This window comes from Rhodanobacteraceae bacterium, assembly GCA_024234055.1.
Taxonomy (GTDB): domain Bacteria; phylum Pseudomonadota; class Gammaproteobacteria; order Xanthomonadales; family SZUA-5; genus JADKFD01.
On the sequence record JACKOW010000007.1, the window covers coordinates 199421 to 219449 of the forward strand.

General features: G+C 62.8%; 15 protein-coding genes and 1 pseudogene. 2 read left to right on the top strand and 14 right to left on the bottom strand.

The features are described 5' to 3' along the window. Window positions 1-8: 8 nt before the first annotated feature. The 3 genes and pseudogenes from H7A19_13650 to H7A19_13660 form a co-directional block, all read right to left on the bottom strand. A complete protein-coding gene (locus H7A19_13650; protein MCP5475873.1) occupies window positions 9-674 on the bottom strand; it encodes a methyltransferase domain-containing protein in 666 nt (221 codons plus the stop codon). Between the two features lie 182 nt (window positions 675-856). Next, window positions 857-1177 (bottom strand): transposase domain-containing protein, encoded by a 321-nt coding sequence (locus tag H7A19_13655; protein ID MCP5475874.1) that lies wholly within the window; start codon window positions 1175-1177, stop codon window positions 857-859. Continuing rightward, window positions 1143-3203: pseudogene (locus H7A19_13660) on the bottom strand (recombinase family protein). Before H7A19_13660 ends, H7A19_13655 begins: the two are co-directional and overlap by 35 nt. Before the next feature lie 116 nt (window positions 3204-3319). On the opposite strand from H7A19_13660, the gene H7A19_13665 reads away from it, so the two are divergent. Beyond that, the gene (locus H7A19_13665; protein MCP5475875.1) at window positions 3320-3631 is read left to right on the top strand and encodes a hypothetical protein; all 312 of its coding nucleotides are present in this window, start codon (window positions 3320-3322) and stop codon (window positions 3629-3631) included. Between the two features lie 925 nt (window positions 3632-4556). Here the strand turns inward: H7A19_13665 and H7A19_13670 are convergent. The 8 genes from H7A19_13670 to H7A19_13705 all read right to left on the bottom strand — a co-directional run bounded on the left by H7A19_13670 (window position 4557) and on the right by H7A19_13705 (window position 12749). Then, the gene (locus H7A19_13670; protein MCP5475876.1) at window positions 4557-5939 is read right to left on the bottom strand and encodes an IS1380 family transposase; all 1383 of its coding nucleotides are present in this window, start codon (window positions 5937-5939) and stop codon (window positions 4557-4559) included. Window positions 5940-6262: 323 nt separating this feature from the next. Next, complete coding sequence (locus H7A19_13675) at window positions 6263-7012, bottom strand: sulfurtransferase (protein ID MCP5475877.1); 750 nt, start codon at window positions 7010-7012, stop codon at window positions 6263-6265. Between the two features lie 187 nt (window positions 7013-7199). Next, window positions 7200-7481, bottom strand: coding sequence for a hypothetical protein (locus H7A19_13680; protein MCP5475878.1), 282 nt, complete (start codon window positions 7479-7481; stop codon window positions 7200-7202). 131 nt (window positions 7482-7612) lie between these two features. After that, entirely contained in the window at window positions 7613-8044 is a 432-nt protein-coding gene (locus H7A19_13685; protein ID MCP5475879.1) for a DUF192 domain-containing protein, read from the bottom strand. A 108-nt stretch (window positions 8045-8152) separates the two neighbouring features. Then, window positions 8153-8737 carry an alpha-ketoglutarate-dependent dioxygenase AlkB gene (locus H7A19_13690; protein MCP5475880.1) on the bottom strand — a complete coding sequence of 195 codons (585 nt, stop codon included), beginning with the start codon at window positions 8735-8737 and terminating at the stop codon, window positions 8153-8155. A gap of 98 nt (window positions 8738-8835) precedes the next feature. After that, window positions 8836-9165 carry a YegP family protein gene (locus tag H7A19_13695; protein MCP5475881.1) on the bottom strand — a complete coding sequence of 110 codons (330 nt, stop codon included), beginning with the start codon at window positions 9163-9165 and terminating at the stop codon, window positions 8836-8838. Window positions 9166-9351: 186 nt separating this feature from the next. Then, entirely contained in the window at window positions 9352-10722 is a 1371-nt protein-coding gene (locus H7A19_13700; protein MCP5475882.1) for an amidase, read from the bottom strand. Further along, window positions 10719-12749 carry a S9 family peptidase gene (locus H7A19_13705; protein ID MCP5475883.1) on the bottom strand — a complete coding sequence of 677 codons (2031 nt, stop codon included), beginning with the start codon at window positions 12747-12749 and terminating at the stop codon, window positions 10719-10721. The genes H7A19_13700 and H7A19_13705 overlap by 4 nt, the downstream gene beginning before the upstream one ends. Before the next feature lie 144 nt (window positions 12750-12893). Here H7A19_13705 and H7A19_13710 point away from each other — a divergent pair, with 144 nt between their 5' ends. Further along, window positions 12894-14057, top strand: coding sequence for an acyl-CoA dehydrogenase family protein (locus H7A19_13710; protein MCP5475884.1), 1164 nt, complete (start codon window positions 12894-12896; stop codon window positions 14055-14057). Between the two features lie 237 nt (window positions 14058-14294). Here H7A19_13710 and mgtE read toward each other — a convergent pair whose 3' ends face one another. The 3 genes from mgtE to prpB form a co-directional block, all read right to left on the bottom strand. Then, window positions 14295-15653, bottom strand: coding sequence for a magnesium transporter (mgtE, locus tag H7A19_13715; protein ID MCP5475885.1), 1359 nt, complete (start codon window positions 15651-15653; stop codon window positions 14295-14297). Between the two features lie 196 nt (window positions 15654-15849). After that, window positions 15850-18735, bottom strand: a complete 2886-nt coding sequence (locus H7A19_13720) for a diguanylate cyclase (GenBank protein ID MCP5475886.1) — start codon at window positions 18733-18735, stop codon at window positions 15850-15852. 380 nt (window positions 18736-19115) lie between these two features. Continuing rightward, window positions 19116-19994 carry a methylisocitrate lyase gene (gene prpB / locus H7A19_13725; protein ID MCP5475887.1) on the bottom strand — a complete coding sequence of 293 codons (879 nt, stop codon included), beginning with the start codon at window positions 19992-19994 and terminating at the stop codon, window positions 19116-19118. Window positions 19995-20029: the final 35 nt, after the last annotated feature.

A 20029-nucleotide genomic window follows, 5' to 3' on the forward strand; every position in this document is an offset into this window, starting at 1 on the left:
CATCGGAGTCAGGAACATCTCATGACGATGCCGGTATAGGGGATACGCAAGGGCGACAGATCGATGAATACCTCTACACGAGCAAATGAAGCCCGCGCCAGTGCGAGATATGCCGACTCCGTCCGCACTTCCGTGCCACGATCTTTGGAAACGACATAGCGCGCACTGCGCGACTGCCTGCTGGTGTACACCGGGTCCAGAGTAATCAATGAGCCGCCCGGTTTCAGGACCCTTCGTGCCGAGCGGAACAGCGCTGTTGCCGACTCATTGTCAAGGTGGTGCAGCAAACCGAAAGCCAGGGCGTGATCCGCAAGCTCGTCTCGCGGACAGTAGTCCGGAGTGAGCTCTTCGCACCTAAAGACCGCTTTCCGTTCGCGAAAACGCCTGATGGCCTGGGCAATATAGTCCGGATTCCTATCAAACCCGATATAGCCAATCTCCTGCGGCAAGTACTCAAGAACTTCACCAGTGCCGCAGCCGATGTCCACGATCGTCGAATCTGCTGCCAAGGCCGGAACCAGCAATTCCTCGACCACCCGGCGTCGCCAGCGATAGGCGCCTATAAGGTGTTGAAACAAATCATACGGCCATGGATTTGCGAGCAGGTGGCGTACTCCGGAGCGAACCTCTGACATTGGCGTCCCTTCTTCCAAGAAAGACAGCAACCGGCTCATGCATCAAGCTGCTGATCTGAGTCTAACCGATCCAGGGCCAGGCTCCCGGAACCAGGAAACCTCTGGCAAGATGTTGCTCTTGCGAGCCTGTGCCGGAGTGCATCTGACTGATAGTCGGCGGTACCGAGTCATTGACAAACGGAAACGGGCCCGCGATTCATTGCGGGCCCGTTGTTCCGGTCTTAAGCAATCGCCGCACCCCATTCTTGCGCAGCGCGCGACCTTTCCGGCATTGAGTCAAATCGGGAGCAGTGCCTCGTAGCGCGACTGGCATCGCTGCTTTCTGGATCGATCATGGGCAACTGTAGCATTGAGCGGGTGAGGTAGGTCAGCGGCCCCAGTCCGTTGGCCTTGGCGGTTTCGATCAGACTCAGTAGCGTGGCGGTGACCTCATCGCTTCGCTCATTGCCGACGAACAGGTAATTCTTTCTTCCGATCGCGACGGCATGTTCATGCCACCCCACCTTTTCAAGTGTTTGAAAACATTGAGATCTGATTTTCATCTTCAACCCGGCACGGGCGCGATGTTCGCGCGACCGCATCACTGACCCTCGGATCCGCCAGATCGCATGCTCGGATTCGGTACGGTGCGCAGGGTACGACCTGCTCGGCGGGCAGCAGGCCGTCCTTGATCAATCGTCGAATGCGATGGTTGTTGACGCCGAGCTTGGTCGCGGCCTGCGACAGGGTCAACCACTCGCCGTCTTTTTCCGCCGGTCGGTAAGCGTGGATGCCGCGAACGCGCCGCAGCGAGGAGACACGATGCACTGTCCAGATCTTCCCCTGACCGGTAGGCATGCGCATCCGGTGAAGTGATGCTGCGATCTGTTCGTCGGACCAACGGTCAGACAAGCGACGGATGAGTTCCACCGCGTCTTCCGACGTACGACAGCCGTGCTCACCCTTGCGTGGCTTGGGAATACGCAGCCGCGAATGCTGGCCGCCGCGCCAATGGATCACCGGAGCGATCTCACGCACTTGCTCGTCGACGTCGACCACGATCTCGTTAACCAGCGCGCACAAAAGCTGCTGCCGGGCTCGCATCGTGACGCCCGGTGCGTTCCAAGCGGCGGCGAGGTCTTCGGCCAGGCATCTGAAATCAGGTTGCTCGGTGCTCGTCTGCACCCGTTGCAATGCGAGCAACTGTTGTTCGCAGGTACGCACGCGTTGCAGTGCGGCTTCCCAGCTCCTCTCAAGCTGGGCGGCGATCAACTGGTTGTCAGGATCGCAGGCGGCATAGCGCCGCTCGGCCATCGAGGCATCGTAGTGCGTCTGCTGCAGTTTCAGCTCACGAATGCGGGGCTCGGCTTGGGCTTGCATGAACCTGCGTTCGGCATGCTGGGCGGCTTCTATGGCCATCGGCTCGACGGCACGCAGGAGTTCGCGCGCCACGGCTTCGTCGGGGCGCCCGCCGCTCCCAAAGGTACAGCAGCGTGGTTGCCCAGGCTGCAGTATCGATAGACCGCCAGTGCGGGCAAACGGCCGCGACAGGCCACTGTCAGCCTACGCCCACAATGCGCACAACGCAGCATCCCCATCAGCAGCGCGCGATCGCCGCGCCCCGACTTGACGCCACCGGATCGGCCATGGGCGATAACGGCGAACCGCTTCTGGTGGCGCTCGAACTCGGCCCAATCGACGTAGCCTTCATGGTGATCCTTGAAGCACCACCGCCCACTGCTCGAACGGCTTGCCATGGCCGTAGCTCTTTCATAGCCGGCCGTCAATCAGCGCCGCATGCTTCTCGCGCTTGCCATAGACGGAGGCCCCTGAATAGAACGTGTACTTCAGCACGGCGATGACGCAGCGGTAACGGATCGGTGTCCAGTCGAAGCTGATCATCTTCTTCCCGTCAAACGGCCGCGAAAAGTGCGCGTGTTCCGCGGCGAGAGTCAACAGCACCTGACGTGCGCTTCCCAATTGGCAGAAGCGCTCGAAGACCACGCGAGTGACCTCCTGCACGCGGCGGTCGGGGTCAAGGGCCAGACCGTACTCACGGTGCCAGACATAGCCGATCGGCACCGGTATGCGCAGCTCGCCACGTCTAGCCATGGCACGGGCAGAATCCAGCATCCGCGCACGCTGGACACCAAATCCGAACTCGCTGATGTTGCCCTTCATGCCGAGGAGCAGTCGATCATTGGGGCAACACGGGTCGTAGCCCCCGTCGAGGTCGATGATACGTGCGTCGACCAGCCAACATAGTTCGAGCAGGTGGTGCCAGTTGCGGCCGTTGCGCGCAAGGCGTGAGGCGTCGAAGCACAGCATCGCGGCGACCTAGCCGGCGCGAAGCCACGCCAGCAAGCGTTCGAAGCCGGGTCGCTCCGCCATGCCGCTGCCCGAGCGCCCGAGATCGTCGTCGATGACCTCGACGTGCTGAAAGCCACGACGGCAGGCCTCCTCGACAAGGTCGTACTGACGCCGCTGGCCCTCCAGGTTAACCTGCACCTGCGTTTGCGAGGACTGCCGTACGTAGACGACGGCTTTGCGCCGCAGGACTGCGGCTGACAACAAATCAGTGTCCGACATCATCAGCCTCCGTCGGGTCGACGACCGCCGCCTGAAGCAGCATCGTCGTCAGGGCCTGGACCGCTGCGGCGCGCTGGTTGATGTTCATGCCGACCAGCGATTGCATTTCGAAATCCATGCTCAGCTGGAACTGCTGTGGTACCGCAGACAACGTCGTCTGCGCCGATCTCATCTTTGGCTTCATTGGGCAGCTCGCCAATGGGACAAATTCCGGGCGAGCTTGGCCGAAGACCGAGATCGAGCAACACGCGATTGAGTTCTGTCAGCGCCTCAACGGAGGCCAGGGGTGCGCCGAGTTCCATGCCCGCACACACACCACGGTCCAGCATCCAGCTGGCCACGACAATGACGACACAGGGCGTTACTTCAACGACATCGACGTCACACCTGCGCTCGCTGTCTTGCCGCCGCACGCGACGACCGTGTAGCGGATGCAAGCGACAAAAGACCTCGACATCGCGCCCGATATGGGCAGAATGACCGCGCAATGGCCGTTGGGCGCAAGGACTGGTTGTTCGCAGGAAGCGAGCGCGCTGGTGAGTCTTGCGCCTTTGCGACCAGCCTGATCGAAACAGCCAAGGCCCACGGACAGGAGCCGCTGACCTACCTCACCCGTGCAATGCGACAGCTGCCTATGATCGCCCAGGAATTAGCGATGCCAGTGCGCGCCACGAGGCACTGCTCCCGATTTGACTCATTGCCAGAAAGGCCGCGCGCTGCGCAAGAATGGGGTGCGGCGAATGCTTACCATTGCCGTTGCAGACCGATGGCGCGATGGCGCGATGCCCCAAACCTGTAGCCGCCGGAATTCCCACGCTGCCTGACTGGCAGTGGCGGTGCCCACGGCGCGAAAGAGATAGGTCGCTCCCGCGGCAATACTGTCGAACGGCCGGGTTCTTTCCGGCGACATTGGCAGCAAACAAGGTCTCCGGTGCGCCATTGGCAGAAGGCCAGATGGTCAGCGTGGCCACGTTGCTGCTGAAGCTGATCAGACTGCTGCCCAGAATACCCGCGTTGACCACCACCTCGGCGGGTTGGCCGACAGGGTCACCACCGGCGGCGGCGCTGGCTGCGTACCGGCCAGTCTCACGTCGTCCAAGTATGCCGGAGACTAGCCGTCGCCTAACCCGCATTTCTCACACCCCCTCGCTTCAACGGTTGCGGGACGTTGTTTCTTGCGGTGGTTGAAGATCGTTCGTCCGCACCGGCGGCAGAACGGCGCTTGGTGTTCGATTTCCGCTCATTTTGGCGCGGGATGCCGTGGCTTTTCTTGCTGATTTGTTTGACTTTATTGCCCGCCGCCGACGGCCGTAGCCCCGGAAGGGGCCGTTGACGCAGGATCGCTGGTTTCAATCAGCCGCTGTCGGCAAGACGAGCGTAGCTGGCGCTCCACAAGTCCTGGTACGGGAAACTCGACGCCATCGCGATACGAACCCGACGAACGCTCCGAACGACCCAGGCGCCGATCTTCAGCAACTTCAAACGCAGCGTGCCGCAGGTTGCCTGAGCCAATTCAGTGCCGGCGAGTGCTTTTCGCCGCAGCGCGTCCATCAGGACATAGGCAAACGACGACAACCACAGACGCAACTGGTTGCCGAGCATGGTGGCCGTCGACGTGCGATCCGCGAACAGGTCCCCTTGGCATTCCTTGATGCGGTTCTCCATCTCCCCGCGAGCGCAATACAGATCTTCGTACAGCGCTCGCGCTGACCACGTCTCGGATGTCAGCGAGGTCACCACAAAGCGCGGATTGCTTAGACCCGGTAACTGTTCTGCCTTGCCCACCACGCGGCGCTCACGACTCCAACTCTTGCGCGTCGAATAACGGAAATCCGTGAACTCCCGCTCCGCCTTTCCGCTGCGCGCCTGGCGCGCCTGAGCCCGCGCCAAAGCCGGCTCGAGCACCTCGATCAAACGCGCGTTCTTGGCCAGTCCAAACACGTAGTCAACGGCGTTGCTCTCGCACCACGCCATCAGCTCCTCGCGTGCAAAACCGCTGTCCGCCCGAAGCGTGATCCGCACCTTGGGCCAGCGCTTGCGGATCTGTCCCACCACCCGATCCATCTCTTCAACCGCGCCCGCGCTGCCGTCGATGTTCGACCGGCGCAGCTTCGCTGCCAGCAGATGCTTGCCGCAAAACACGTACAACGGCAGGTAGCAGTAACCATCGTAATAACCATGAAAGAACCGCCCCTCCTGATCCCCATGGAGCGGGTCGTCGGTCGCATCCAAATCCAGAACGATCGACTCCGGCGGCGTCTCGTGCGCCTCCAAAAACAAATCCACAAACAACGACTCGATCTGCTCCGGATGATGCGCAATCTTTCGATAACGCTCACCCGGCGTCGCCTTCGGCGCATGCTCCAACCGATTCAGCGTTGACTTGCCCGCCAACGGCGCACAGTCCTTGCGCTGCGCTTTGAGCTTGCCCGCCAGCACCGCCAACACCGGATCGTGCCGCAACTGATCGTGATCGTTCAGATCCTCGTAGCCCAGTGCGATCCCAACCACACGCTGCATCACCAGCGTCCGCACCGAATGCTCGATCAACTCGGGATCTCGACCATCTTGAAAGCACCCGGCCAGCCGATCCATGAGCTTGATCGAATCATCGACGCGACCCAGAAGCAGTGCGCCCGCATCCGACGTGATCTCGCCGCCATCAAATCCGGCAACCACCTGACGACCATCCACTTGCTCAAAAATCGTGCTCGTCGCGCTACACTGTGTCGGCATCGGGGTTCTCCGCAAATCTCAGCTAAGTTGTTCTCGCAACTCAACTTTATCTGATTTGAGAACCCCGGTGCACTACTTAGTGTGAGAAATGCGGGCTAAGAGCTGGTTGGGACATGTTGACACGACCCTTGACCCAGGCCGGACATTCGTCCGGCGTCGAGACGCAGGCACCGGCCGAGTTGGCCCGTGACGACACAACGTTGGAGGAGAATAGGGATTGAGCGCTACTGCAATCGTTGGCCTGGAGCATGACGCTCAGCGTGACGCACTGTTGGTTCTTGGCCATTGTCAAAAGCGCTTGCAGGTCGACCAGGCGGTACCCCTCAGTCGGCCTCGACCGACTGATCCACCATCGGCTTCAGCGCCGGATCGAGGGCGATGCGCTGGTCGAACACGAAGCAGCGATCGCGGTAGCCGAATCCTCCGACCTGCTCGAAATAGGCGAGGATGCCACCCTCCAGTTGCAGGACCTCGCCATATCCGGCCTGCTGCATCCAGATCGCGGCCTTCTCGCAGCGGATACCGCCAGTGCAGAAACTGACGACAGTTTTCCCGCGCAGCTCCTCGCGGTGCGTCTCCAGCGCTGCCGGCAGTTCGGTGAACTTCGAGATGGGCAGCGTGATCGCCTCGGCGAAGCTGCCGTATGCCGATTCCTGCTGATTGCGGGTATCGACCAACGCGATTTCGCGGCCGCTGTCATCAGCCCCTTGCTGCAGCCAACGCGCCAGAGTCCTCGGATCCACCGCAGGCGCGCGGCCGCTTGCCGGTTCCAACCCTGCCTGTCTGAAGGTGATGGTCTCGCGTTTGGCCTTCACCAGCAGCTTGCGGAAGGGCACGAAGCGGCTCTCGCTCCACTTCAGCGCCATCCCGGCAAAACGCGGGTCTACCAGCAAGCTGTCGGCGAACCCCCGCATCGCGCTGGCTTCGCCAGCCAGCACCAGGTTGATCCCCTCTGGCGCCACCAGCACGGTGCCACGCACTCCGGCCTGCGACAGCCGCAGTCGCAGCTGATCGACCAGGGCATCGACATCATCGATGGGCACGAAACGGTAGGCTGCGAGGTTGAGGATCATCACCGAGCCGGAGTTGGGCTGCTCGCCTGAAGCGGGGGCGGCAATGATAGGTGATCGCCAAGGATCGCGCGCTCGGCGCGCGCGGGCGACCGCGCCGAGCGAGCCATGCTTGCTGCTGCGGGATTCGCCGCGTGCCGGACGAGTGCGCCCTGCCCCCTGTCCCGGCGGCCAAAGCGGCGCAGCAAGCTCAGCGCGCAGTATGGTCCTTGCCGTCGCTGTCGCTCTCTGCCTGTTCAGCGTCAGAGGGCGCCGGCGGGTCGTTGCCCGTGTACGGGGTGCCCGGATCGCATTCTTCCGAATTCTTGCAGTCGTCGGTCGATTTCTGATCATCTGGCGCGGGAGGCGTGGCCGGCACAGCGGTCTGGGCGCCTGCCACCAGATGGGTGACGGCCACCAGCGGCGTCAGCGCCATGGCTTGGCTGGCACAGGCAAGGATCAGAGCGCTGGCCAGAGCAGAACGAAGCAGCATCGCAACTCTCCCGAAGAATCGCCCGATTGGCGTTCAGTGACGCTAGTCCACCTGCCCTTCCGTCGCAAGTGAACATCCGCCGTGAGGTCAATCCAGCCGACGACAGGATGCGGCACACCTACCGCGCAGTCTTACTCAGTCTTGAGTGATCCGACGTCCAGCTTGTCGCCCAGTTGAGCCCCGATGTTGTTGGCGGTACCCGCATTCAACTCCAGCACATAGCGCGCTGGCGCCCCGCTGGGGTAGCTCGGACACTGATTTCCCAGCGAGCACGGGGGCGTATTCAGGCTCCATCCCACCAAGGACCAGCTTTGATCGAAATACAGGATGTCCAGCGGAATACGGGTGTTCTTCATCCAGAAGGCCTGTGGTTCCTGACGCTCGAACAGGAACAACATGCCGGCATCGGCGTCCAGATGCTCTCGGTACATCAACCCGCGCGTGCGTTCGGCGTCATCGTCGGCGATCTCAACCCGGAAGGCATGGTCACGCAGGACCACCACCGGCGTAGAGGTGGTGCATGCCGCGGATGCCAATACCATCAGTGCCCACAGCCAGCGCATGCGTGTCCATCCTTCCGTTGGGAATCCCGCGACCATGCTAACCCGCGGACTTCGCAAAATCTTCTGATGAAGCCATTTCGATCTGCGCCACGTCCTGCCGGCCCTGCCTCAGACGGGTCGAATCAGTCTGAAGGTGAGATTGATCCGCTCGGCCATGGGCGTCCGCGTCTTGTCGATGGCGTGCTGATAGAGCGCCTGAGTCTGCCCCGCCATCACCAGCAGGCTGCCATGCTCCAGCGCCAGCGACAGCCTGATTGCTTCCGGGGAACGCGAGCGAAATCGAATGGACCGGGTTGCCCCCAGGCTGACCGAAGCGATGACCGGCGCAGGCCCGAGTTCGGCTTCGTTATCGGCATGCCAACCCATGCTGTCCGCCCCACTTCGATAGCGGTTGACCAGCACGCTGTTGAAGGCGCACCCGAGATCGTCTTGCAGCCGCTCGCGCAGGGACTGAAGCGTGCAGGTCCAGGGCAGCGGCTCATGGCGGACACGCGAATAGCGATAGGCCGCGCCCGGATCGCCTATCCAGGCCGACAGTCGCGGCGCCGGAATCTCGCGCCCGAACATCCGCACCCGATGTTGGCTGTAAGGCACCTCCTGCAACAAGGCATCGAAAGCGGCGTCGGCAACAGCGGCTGGCAGCCATACCCGCCGGTAGCTAACGCTGGCGCCGGGCAGACCAAGATCGACCATCCCCGACAGGTGCCTGATCATCATCGGCGCCTGATCAGACGCGGCGACGATGCTGCAGACAGCGCCGCAGCGCCGCCGCAGCTCTCATGACTGCCGTGCTATTCCTCGACCAGTACCGCGTCCGGCGCATGCTTGCCCACCGAAGCCATGCCGTTGTCGCATGAGGCGTCGCTCGCATACATCTGGCTTTGTCCGATGATCTGATGATTGCCGGCCTTCAGCACGAAATAGGGCCGTCCATCCTTGGCGGTGCGCTTCTCGAAGCGCGTGGCATCGGCTGAGTTCTTGCGCACCGATTCAATGCCATTCAGACATCCATCGCGAGAGGTGTAGCCCTCGCTGGCGAGGATGGTCTGTCCGTTGCTGGCGCACAGGCAGAATTGAAATTCACCGTTGGATCGACGGCTGACCACGAACTTTCCGGACATGCGTGACTCCCGATGCGAAGATCGAAATCCGATCGCCGCAAGTCTGCCTGACAATGCGGGCGACAGGCCAGTAACGAAACTTCAGATCGCGCTGCATTCTCGCAAGCATGCGGCGCCGGTCGCGCCGCGAGGGCGCTCCTACGATCGGCTGTTCATGGCCCGGTGGAAACTACTCGCGGGAGCCGATCAGTGCGTTCCAAGCAGCGCTTCGATGCGCTCCGCCAGCGCCATCAACTGCAGATCACTACCCATCGGCCCGAGCAGTTGCAGCCCCAGCGGCATGCCGTCCTTCGACAGTCCCATCGGCAGACTCAAGGCGGGAATGCCGGCGAAGTTGGCAAAACTGGTGAGATCGGCCTGGTTCACGGGTACCGCGCTGCCGAAGGGAAAGGCCGCCTGCGGTGTGGTCGGCGTCAGCAGCACGTCGACGCGGGCAAACACCTCGCGGGCCTTGACCACAGCGCAATCCAGCAACTGCCGGGCGGCGGCCAGATCCACCGCGCTGCGCGATCGGGCAAAGGCCAGCATCTGCCGCAAGGCCGGGGAAAACTGTTCCGGCTGCGCTGCCAGATCGGCGGCGTGCACCAGATTCATTTCCGCCTCGCACAGCAATAGTCCTGCGCGACGGGAGCGACCGAAGTCGACATCATCAAAAGCCACTCCCTCGGTTCTGGGCAGCAAGCTGCCGAGGCGCACCACAGTCCGCTGGAAGCAGTCGATCACGTCGGCATCCACGCCGTGACTGCGCAGATCGCCGAGCACCCCCACCCGCAGGCGCTCGGGCGCGCGCTCGGCATGGGCCAGCGGCACCAGACGAGACTGCGGATCGTGCAGATCCACGCCCGAGATCTGCTGCAACACTGCGGCCAGATCCTCGCAACTGCGTGCCATCGGACCGACATGATCCAGTCGGTGCGAGGCCGGCACCAGCCCGCGCTGTGACACTCGCCCGGCGCTGGGCTTCAGGGCCACGACACCGCAATAGGCAGCGGGTATGCGCACCGAACCCATGCTGTCGGTGCCGAGGCTTAGCGCGCACAGATGCGCCGCCAGGGCGGCTGCAGAGCCGCCGCTGGAACCGCCCGGCGTGTATCCGAGCCGCAGCGGGTTATGACAAGGACCATAGAAGGGATTGTCGCTGTCCGCGCCCAGAGCACCCTCATGCAGATGCAGCTTGCCCAGGATCACCGCACCGGCACGGCGCAGTTTGGCCACACAGTGGGCGTCCTCGGAAGCCATTCGTTGCCGTCGCACTTCCAGGCCAGCCGTGAGCGGCATGCCGGCCACGGCAATATTGTCCTTGATGCCAAAGGGGATGCCATCGAGCGGATGATGCGCGTTGCCGCGGGCGCGGCGCTCGTCGCTGGCCGCTGCCTGGGCCAGGGCACCGGCCTCGTCCACATGCAGATAGGCATTGATCTGATGGTTGAAGCGCGCAATCTGTTCCAGGTAGGCGCTCGTCAGCTCAACCGCACTGAGCCGTCCGGCCGCCAGTTCCGCAGCTGCAGCCACCGCGCCAAGCGCGGCCGGATGAGCCTCGGGCGGGCGAAAGTTCACGGCGCTGTCGGCAGCAGATGCTGATCCAGAAACTGGATCACAGCCTCGGTCATGCGGTCACGGTTGGACTTCTTGCGGAAGCCGTGACCTTCATCCAGGGCCAGCATGAACCAGGCGGTTTCACCGTTGTCGCGCACCGCCTCGAGAATCTGTTCGGCCTCGCTGCGGGGCACGCGCGGATCATTGGCGCCCTGGATGACGAACAGCGGCCGCCGGATCTGATGTGCCTGGGTCAAGGGCGAAATCTCGTGCAGGAACTGGCGCATCTCCGGATCGCGCTCGTCGCCATATTCGGGTCTGCGCTGGTCGACTCGGTAGGGATTGGTGTTTTCCAGGAAGGTCACGAAATTGCTGATGCCGACGATGTCGACACCGGCCCGCAGAAACTCCGAATAGCGGACCATCGAGGCCAGCACCATGTAGCCACCGTAGCTGCCACCGTAGACCGCGACACGCTTGGCATCGAATTCACCCTGAGTGCCGATCCAGCCGATCAAGGCGCCGATGTCCAGCACCGAATCTTCGCGTTTGCGGCCGTTGTCGAGCGCCAGATAGTTCTTGCCGTAGCCGGAGGACCCTCGCACATTCGGCACTACCACGGCGACACCACGTTCGCGCACCAGGAACTGGATGAACTCGCTGAAACGCGGTCGCGCCTGCGATTCCGGGCCACCATGAATCATGATCAGCACCGGGAAGGGCCCATCGCCCACGGGCGTGTAGACATGGGCCGGAATCTGCCGGGGTGTGTTCATCTTGTCCGGATCGGTGTCGAAGGCACCGTAGCGGATGATGCGGGGCATCACGAACTGGTTGGGGTCGATTCCGCCGGTCTCGCCGTGGGTCCAGCGGGTCAGCGTTCCCGAATTGAGCGTGCGCGAAAACACATCCCCCGGTACTTGCGGACCACTGACGGTGAAGCCGATCTCGGTGCCTGCCCGGTTGAACAGCGCTCTGGGAATCACCCCCTGATCGAGCACGACCGAGCTGATTTCCTGCATGCTGTTGTGGCGGTCGTAGATCTTCACCGTGCTGCTCGCATCCACGTTGCGCAATACGGCGAGATAGCGCCCGTCGGCGCTCAGATCGATGCCTTCGATATCCCAGATGTCGCGCGTGAACAGTGGCACCACCACACCGGTATCCATTTCGATGCGCACCAGACCCACCGACTCCCCGAGGGCGTCACTGATCACGAAGACATTGCGGCCGTCACGGTCAAAGCGGGCGTCGCCGTCGAAACTGGTGTCGCCACCCACTTGCAGTCGGCGCAACTGACCCGTGCCGATGTCCAGCACGAAGATGCGGGCATCGCTGATCGAGAACCGTTGCTGCACCAGCAATTGACTGCCATCCGGCGAGAAATCCAGCGGGTACCAGGAGCCGCCTTCCTTGAGCACCAGCCGATGCGGCTCGATATCGGTCATGTCGCCCACCCAGATATCGAAGTCGCGACTGTTGCGGGCGGTGCTGGAATAGGCAAAATGTCGGCCGTCGGGGGCCACGACCACGCTTTCATTGCGCGATTTGCCATCAGTCAGCATGCGCGTGCGGCCATCGGCAAAACTCAGGAAGTGCAGCTGGTAGTACTCGTTGCCACCCACATCCTTGGCAAAGATGGCGCCATTGACCGCAGGATTCGGACTGATCCAGGCCTGCACCACCGGCTCGTCAAAGAAAGTCAGCTGTGTACGCATGCCATCGGGCTGGTTGATCCTGGCCAGCTGGGGCACGTCGCCGAAACGCAGCGACACCAGAATGCCCGAATCATCCGGCAGCCACCCGAGCAGATCGGCCGGCCTCGTGTTCTGGTAGCGGGCCAGTCGCTCGCCGAGCTCGGCCGAGCGCTCGGGCACGCCGTCCAGGACCAGATTGCCGCTGACGGCCGCGCGCGGTGCCTCGACCGCCACTGGCTTGGGCGCTGTGGCGCAGGCACCGGCGAGGACTGCCAGCAAGGCGACGGTGATCGATTTCCACAAGCTCATCGGCGTCTGGTCCATTGTTTCGTAGCCGCGAAGTATAGGCATGTGGCTTGCGCTGGGGCCGGCTGCGCAGACCCAACGCGGGCACGTCGGCCGTTTTTTGCGGATCCGTGATGCGTCACGGGATAGAATCGGGACATTCAGCGCGTACGCGCCGCCCTCTTCCCCCCTGTCGGAGTCAAGCACACCATGAACTTTGCGTTCACCGAAGAGCAATTGATGATCCAGGACATTGCCCGGCGCATTGCCGCCGAGCGCATTGCACCGATCGCCGCCGATTTCGACAAGAGTGGCGAGTTTCCGATGGAAACCATCAAGGTCCTGGGCGAAAACGGGCTGATGGGCATCGAAGTGCCCCAGGAGTACGGCGGCGCCGGGCTGGATTCGATCGCCTATGCCCTGGCCATGATCGAAATCGCCGCGGCCGACTGCGCTCATTCGACGATCATGAGTGTCAACAACACGCTTTATTGCAATGGATTGCTGAAGTACGGCAACGAAGCGCAGAAGCATCGCTATGTCACGCCGATTGCCACCGGCAAGGCCATCGGCGCCTTTGCCCTGACCGAACCGCAATCGGGTTCGGATGCGTCCTCGATGCGCATCCGTGCCGTCGCTTCGCCCGATGGCAGCTATTACACCGTCAACGGCAAGAAGAGCTGGATCACCTCGGGCCCGGTGGCCAAGTACATCATGCTGTTCGCAATGACCGATCCGACCCGCGGCGCCAAGGGCATCAGCGCCTTCATCGTCGACACCGAGCGTGAAGGCTTCCATCGCGGCAAGACCGAACCCAAGCTCGGCATCCGCGCCTCGGCCACCTGCGAGATCGAATTCACCGATTACAAGATCCCCGCTGAAGACCGCATCAGCAAGGAAGGCGATGGCTTCAAGATCTCGATGGGCGTGCTCGATGCCGGCCGTATCGGCATCGCCGCGCAGGCGGTTGGTCTGGCCCGAGCTGCCTACGAGGCCAGTCTGGTCTACGCCCGCGACCGCAAGGCCTTCGGTCAGTCGATCGGCTCCTTCCAGATGATCCAGTCCAAGATTGCCGACATGAAGATGCGCATCGACGCCGCCTGGCTGCTGACCCTGCGCGCCGCCTGGGCCAAGCAGCAGTCGATGAAGACTGGCGCCCGCTTCTCCACCGAAGCCTCCTGCGCCAAGCTGTTTGCCTCGGAAACGGCGATGTTCGTCACCCACCAGGCCATCCAGATCCACGGCGGCATGGGATATTCGAAGGAAATGCCGCTGGAGCGCTATTTCCGCGATGCCAAGATCACCGAGATCTACGAAGGCACCAGCGAGATCCAGCGCCTGGTGATCGCCCGCAACGAGACTGGCTTGCGCTGAGGACGGCGTACGAGGGCACGAGGGCACGAGGGCACGAGGGCACGAAAAGGCTGGCACAGTGCACGCTGCTGGCGCCACCTGTGGGAGCGGGCTCTGCCCGCGAGCTCTTCCCGGGGTTGTCTGGAAGCAGTCGCGGGCAGAGCCCGCTCCCACAGGGAAGGCAGATGCTCCGCGCCGTTTCGTGCCCTCTCGCCCTCGTGCCCTCCTGCCCTCTTGCCCTCGTGCCCTCGCCAAACGCTACAGCAGAAACATCGTCCCCAGCCCCAGAAACGCCAGGAATCCGATCACATCGGTAACGGTGGTCAGCACCACGCCGCCGGCCAGGGCTGGATCGACGGCAAAGCGTTTGAGCACCAGCGGTATCAGCACGCCTGAGAAGGCCGCGAACAGCAAGTTGATGATGATGGCAGCGGCGATGACCGCTGCAATGCGCCAGTCACCAAACCAGGCCCAGGCCACCAGCGCGATCACCAGCGCCCAGAGCAGACCGTTGAGGGCACCGATGGCCAGTTCGCGAGAGACCAGATCGCGGGCGTTGTCCCAACTGACCTGACCGAGAGCGAGGCCGCGTACGATCAGCGTCAGCGTCTGCGTGCCAGCCACGCCACCCATGCTGGCCACCACTGGCATCAGCACCGCCAGCGCCACGATCTGTTCCAGCGTGTGGGCAAACTTGCCGATCACCCAGGCGGCCAGAAAGGCAGTCAGCAGATTGATGCCCAGCCACACGGCGCGGCGCTTGCTGGCCAGCGCCACTGGCGCAAACATGTCTTCTTCTTCATTGAGGCCGGCCATGGACATCAGATCGTGCTCGGCGCGGTCGCGTACCAGGTCGATGACGTCGTCGACCGTGATACGGCCGACCAGGCGGTTGTCGCCATCGACCACCGGGGCCGACACATAGCGGTTGTTCTCGAATTCCTCGGCTACGTGTTCCAGCGAGGCACTGGCGCGGATGGCCGGGTGCGAGTCATCGACGATTTCGGCAATGGTGCGCTCGGGCGCCGAGGTCAGCAGCGCAGTCAGCGCCACCCGACCGATGTAGCGGCCATTGCGATTGATGACGAACAGATGATCGGTGTGTTCGGGCATCTCGTCGTGCATGCGCAGAAAGCGCAGTACCACATCGACGGCGACGTCGGCGCGCACCGTGATCACGTCGGTGTTCATCAGACGGCCGGCGCTGTCTTCCGGGTACGACAGCACCTGCTCCAGGCGATCGCGGTTCTCGCGATCCATGCCCCGCAGCAATTCCTCGATCAGCTGCTGCGGCAGGTCTTCAACCAGATCTGCGAGGTCATCGATATCCAGCGAATTCAGTGCTGAGATGAGTTCCTCGTTGTCCATTTCGCGCACGAGGCTGTCACGCACCTCGTCAGCCACATGGACCAGCACCTCACCATCATCGTCCGGATCGACCAGACCCCAGACCACACGGCGCTTGTCAGGCCGCAGTGATTCCAGCACCCGCGCGATCTCACCGGCCGTGAGCGTGTCCAACATGCGCTTGACCGGCGCCAGTCGCCCGCTTTCCAGGGCTTCGGAGAGCAGACGCAGCTGGCGCGTCTTGCGATCGTAAAACTCGCTCTCGCTCATTCCGTCTACTCCTGTGCGGCCGTGGCCGGCAGCATACGGAAGTGCGCGTGGAAGCGAAGCTCAGCCCGACCCCAACTGCCTTGATTCAGTCAGGCTTGGGGGCGTTGAGTGCGGGGCACGGGGAAAAGGCTACGGGCCTAGGGCTATCACAGACGCCGACTTGTCCCGACATTCCCTGCCGAGTTCCACGCGGGACTCAGGCCTGAGTTTCTGGTGCGGCAACCACCCGATCGCGCCCCGCATGCTTGGCCGCATACAGCGCGGCATCAGCCGCCTCGATCAACTCGCTGACCTCGCCCAGGCCGGGGACCACGCTGGCCACGCCAATGGAAATGCTGGCACCCAGATTCGCTGCGGAGACTTCGCTGCGCATGCGTTCGGCGACGGCCAGCGCGGTCTGGCTGTCGGCCCCTGGAATCACCGCGACAAACTCCTCGCCGCCGTAGCGCGCCAGCAAATCCTGGTCGCGACGCAGGCAATTCCCCAGTATCGGCATCAGGTCGCGCAGGAACTGATCGCCGGCCAGATGCCCATGGCTATCGTTGTAGCGTTTGAAGTGGTCCACATCGATGGCCAGCAAGGCCAGTCGGCGTTGTTGCTCGCGACCTTGCCGCCAGGCTTCTTCGAGGAACTGATCGAGCTTGCGGCGGTTGGCAATACCGGTCAGCCCGTCCAGATTGGCCATCAGCTCCAACCGTTGATTGGCACTCGCCAGATCCCGCGTACGGGCCTTGATCATGGATTCCAGGCGACGGGTTTCGGTCGCAAGCTTCTGGGTGCGACGCCGGATCATGCTCTGCACCAGCCAGCCGAGGATCGCCACGGAGGACAGGATCCACAGCAGCAACGCCCAGCTGGCGCGGTACCAGGGCGGATCAATCACCAGCCGGTAGGGCTCGATGGCGCTGATGTTTCCGGATCCGTCGCGCGCCCGCACCTCCAGCGCATAGGCACCCGGCGACAGTCGCGAATACAGGTAAGCGCGGGCGCTGGACCATTCCGAGAACTCGGTCTCGTAGCCCACCAGCCGACCCTGGTAGGCACGACCGCGGGGATAGGCCAGGTCCGGCAAGGCAAACTGAAACTGCACCCCGAAGTCGGCATAGGGCAGGTGCACGGCCTGCTCGGGATGCAAGGGCAACAGTTCCCGACCGCCGTCGGCCAGCGCGCGCGCCACCGAACGCAACAGCAGTTGCGGACGCGAAGGTCGCTCGCCGTCCGTGTGTGGGTTCAACAACAGAAGCGACTGGCTGGCCACCACGATGACTCCGCCCCCGGCGCGGAAATGGACCTGTTCGAAGGCACCTCGGCGCAAACCCCCTACCGATTGCAGACGCCATTGTCCTGATTCTGCGCGGCGAAACAGCCGGCCGACACCCACGGCCCAGAGTTCGCCCCCGGGCGATTGCGCCAGTGACAGCAGTTCCTCCGGATTTCGTTGTGCGGCCAGACCGTCCATGTCCTCAGGCTCGAACCTGCCCTCGGAGAATCGGAAAAAACCCTCGTGCGTACTCACGATCAGCCGACCATCCTGGAGTCGCAGCAGGCCGGCCATGCCGATCACTCCGAGTTTCAGCCCCTGCTCAGGTCCGAATCGCTGCTGTCGATCAATGGCGCCGTTGGCATCCAGATGCACCTGCCAGACACCCTGCCGGCGGGTGCCCAGCCACAATTCCTGCTCGGAGATCTCGACCAGGTCGATCACACCCAGATCCTTGCCGAGCAGGTCAGGACCTGAAATCTGTACCTCGTCGGCCTTCACCTCGACGATGCGCAGCCCGGATTCAGTGCCAACGTAGATCCGGCCCGGCCGAAAGCGCGAGGCGAGAAAACTCCGAGGGTAGATCAGGCCGTCACCTAAGTCGACACGCTTGCCGCGATCCACCAGGATCAGCTTGTGGCTTTCAGCCAGCAGCGCACGTTCGGCGTCGATCTCTATCAATCCGTAGGCAAGCTTGGTTCCCCATTCCGCCGTTTCGAACCGTGGCGGGGCCCCTTCTTGCGGAATCAATCGGGCCGCGCCTGCACTCGACAACAGATACTCCGATCCGGCCCAGGTGGCCATGTCGAACATGCTGCCCTCGGCGCCATGTTCATCGCCCAGCACGGCCCATTCGGTAGGCCAGGACACCCGATAGATGGCGGAATTTCCCGACACCAGAAAACCGCCGTCACCGGTGGGATAGATGCCTGACAGAAAGCCGGGATCGAGCTTGAATCGCTGCATCCCGTGGCGTAGCGGGTCAACGAGGTAGAGCAAACCATCTCCGGAGGCAAAGGCGATACTGCCGTCGTCCAGCCTGGCCGCTGCATTGAACTCCGATGACGGCGGCATTCCCTCGGGCATCTTGAGCAGCCGGACGTTCCCGTCCACGTCCAGCCGGCGCCAGACGCCATCGACGCCAAAGCCCAGGTAGCCACCGTCGACCAAGGGAACCAGGCCGACGATCAATCCGGACAGCGACTCGGTGCCGGCCAAGGGAACGAAATCCTCGCCTCGGCGCACCCTGAAACCCTCGCCGCGAAACTGCAGCAAGGTGCCGGCGTCAGTCAGCGTGATCGCACCAAAGCGCCCTTCGTGCTGCCAATGACGCACGGAGTCATCCGCGGGGTTCCACAGAAAGACCTGCCGCAGAGCCCGGAAATAGACGCCCTCGGGCGTCACCAAGGTGTCCCAGATGTCGGCAAACTCCGGATTGGTAATGAACTCGGCGAATCGCGGTGTCAGATCCACGTAGCGGGTCTGTCCGAATTCGTCCCGATCCAGATAGCCAAAGGCGTTGTAGCCGCCGACGTAGACCCGGTCATTGGCGTCGACCGCCAGTGAGCGCACGATCTCCCGGTTGACCATGGGAATCAGCGTCCAGCGCTCGCCATCGAATTCCATGACGCCATTGGTGTTGCCGACATAGACCAGGCCGCGGGAGTCGCGAACGATGGCGAAATTCTGCGGAATGACATCCAGCTCGGGCACATAACGCGCCGTCGGCGGTGTGCCGATCAAGGCCGGCGCAGCGATTACGGCCATGCAGCCGCCGAGCATGAAGCAGAATGCGCAAGCGCTCTGCCACAGCTTTCGCATCGACCACACCCCCGCAGCCCGAAATCCTGCGGTCTAGCGTACCTCCTCAAGAGCGCCAGCAGATGCGACTAAGTGTGCTTGCGGAGCGGGGTTCAACAGCCGGCTGCGCTCGTGTCTCTCGCCGGTGGGCAAGAGCATCAACGCAGAGAACGCAGAGGGCCGCCGAGAACGCGGAGAAAAGCAAAGTGGATCTGGACAAGCTCCTCTCTGCGTTCTCAGCGCCTCTTTGCGTACTCCGCGTTCGGCTTCTGCCGGCAGCTCACCGCGGTTCCCGATCTTCGCCACCGCTGCCCGATACCACGGTCGCGACGCAAGGTCGCTCCTACGAAAGGCATCGCCGCTTGTAGGAGCGACCTCGGGTCGCGACCAGACACCGCTCCTCAGTCCTTGCCGAAGAGCTGATCGAGCTTCTGCTCGTAATCGTGATAACCCAGCACCTCGTACAACTCCATACGGGTCTGCATGCGATCGACCACGCTCTTCTGGGTGCCTTCCTCGCGGATGGCGGTGTAGATGCCTTCGGCCGCCCGCGCCATGGCCCGGAAGGCCGACAGCGGATAAATGATCATGGACACGCCGATCTCGGCCAGTTCGCCCACGGTGAAGTAAGGCGTCTTGCCGAATTCGGTCAGGTTGGCCAGCACCGGGATGTTCACGCTGGCAATGAAGCGTCGATAGTCGTCGAGGGTGGTGCAGGCCTCGGCGAAGATCACATCAGCACCTGCCTGCTGCGCCAGCTGCGCCCGCTCCAGTGCCGAGTCGATCCCCTCCACCGCCAGCGCATCGGTACGGGCGACGATGACGAAATCGGCATCGGTGCGGCCATCCACGGCGGCCTTGATGCGGTCGGCGAAGTCTTCCTTGGCCACCACTGCCTTGCCCGGGCGATGACCGCAACGCTTGGCCTGCACCTGGTCCTCGATATGGCAGGCGCCAGCACCGGCACGGATGAATTCCTTGACGGTGCGCTGGATGTTGAACACCGCACCCCAGCCGGTATCGGCATCGACCAGCAACGGCAGTTCGGTGGCGCCGCTGATGCGACGAATGTCTTCACAGACATTGTCGAGACTGGTCATGCCCAGGTCCGGCAAGCCATAGCTGGCGTTGGCGATACCCGCACCAGACACATACAGCGCCTTGAAACCTGCCCGTTCGGCCTGCATTGCGCTGTAGGCATTGATGGCGCCCGGCAGTTGCAGGGGCTTTTCGGCTTGCATCGCCGCGCGCATGCGCGCGCCAGCAGACATCTGCGACATCTGAACCTCACTGGTCATCAGTAATCGGCTTCCAG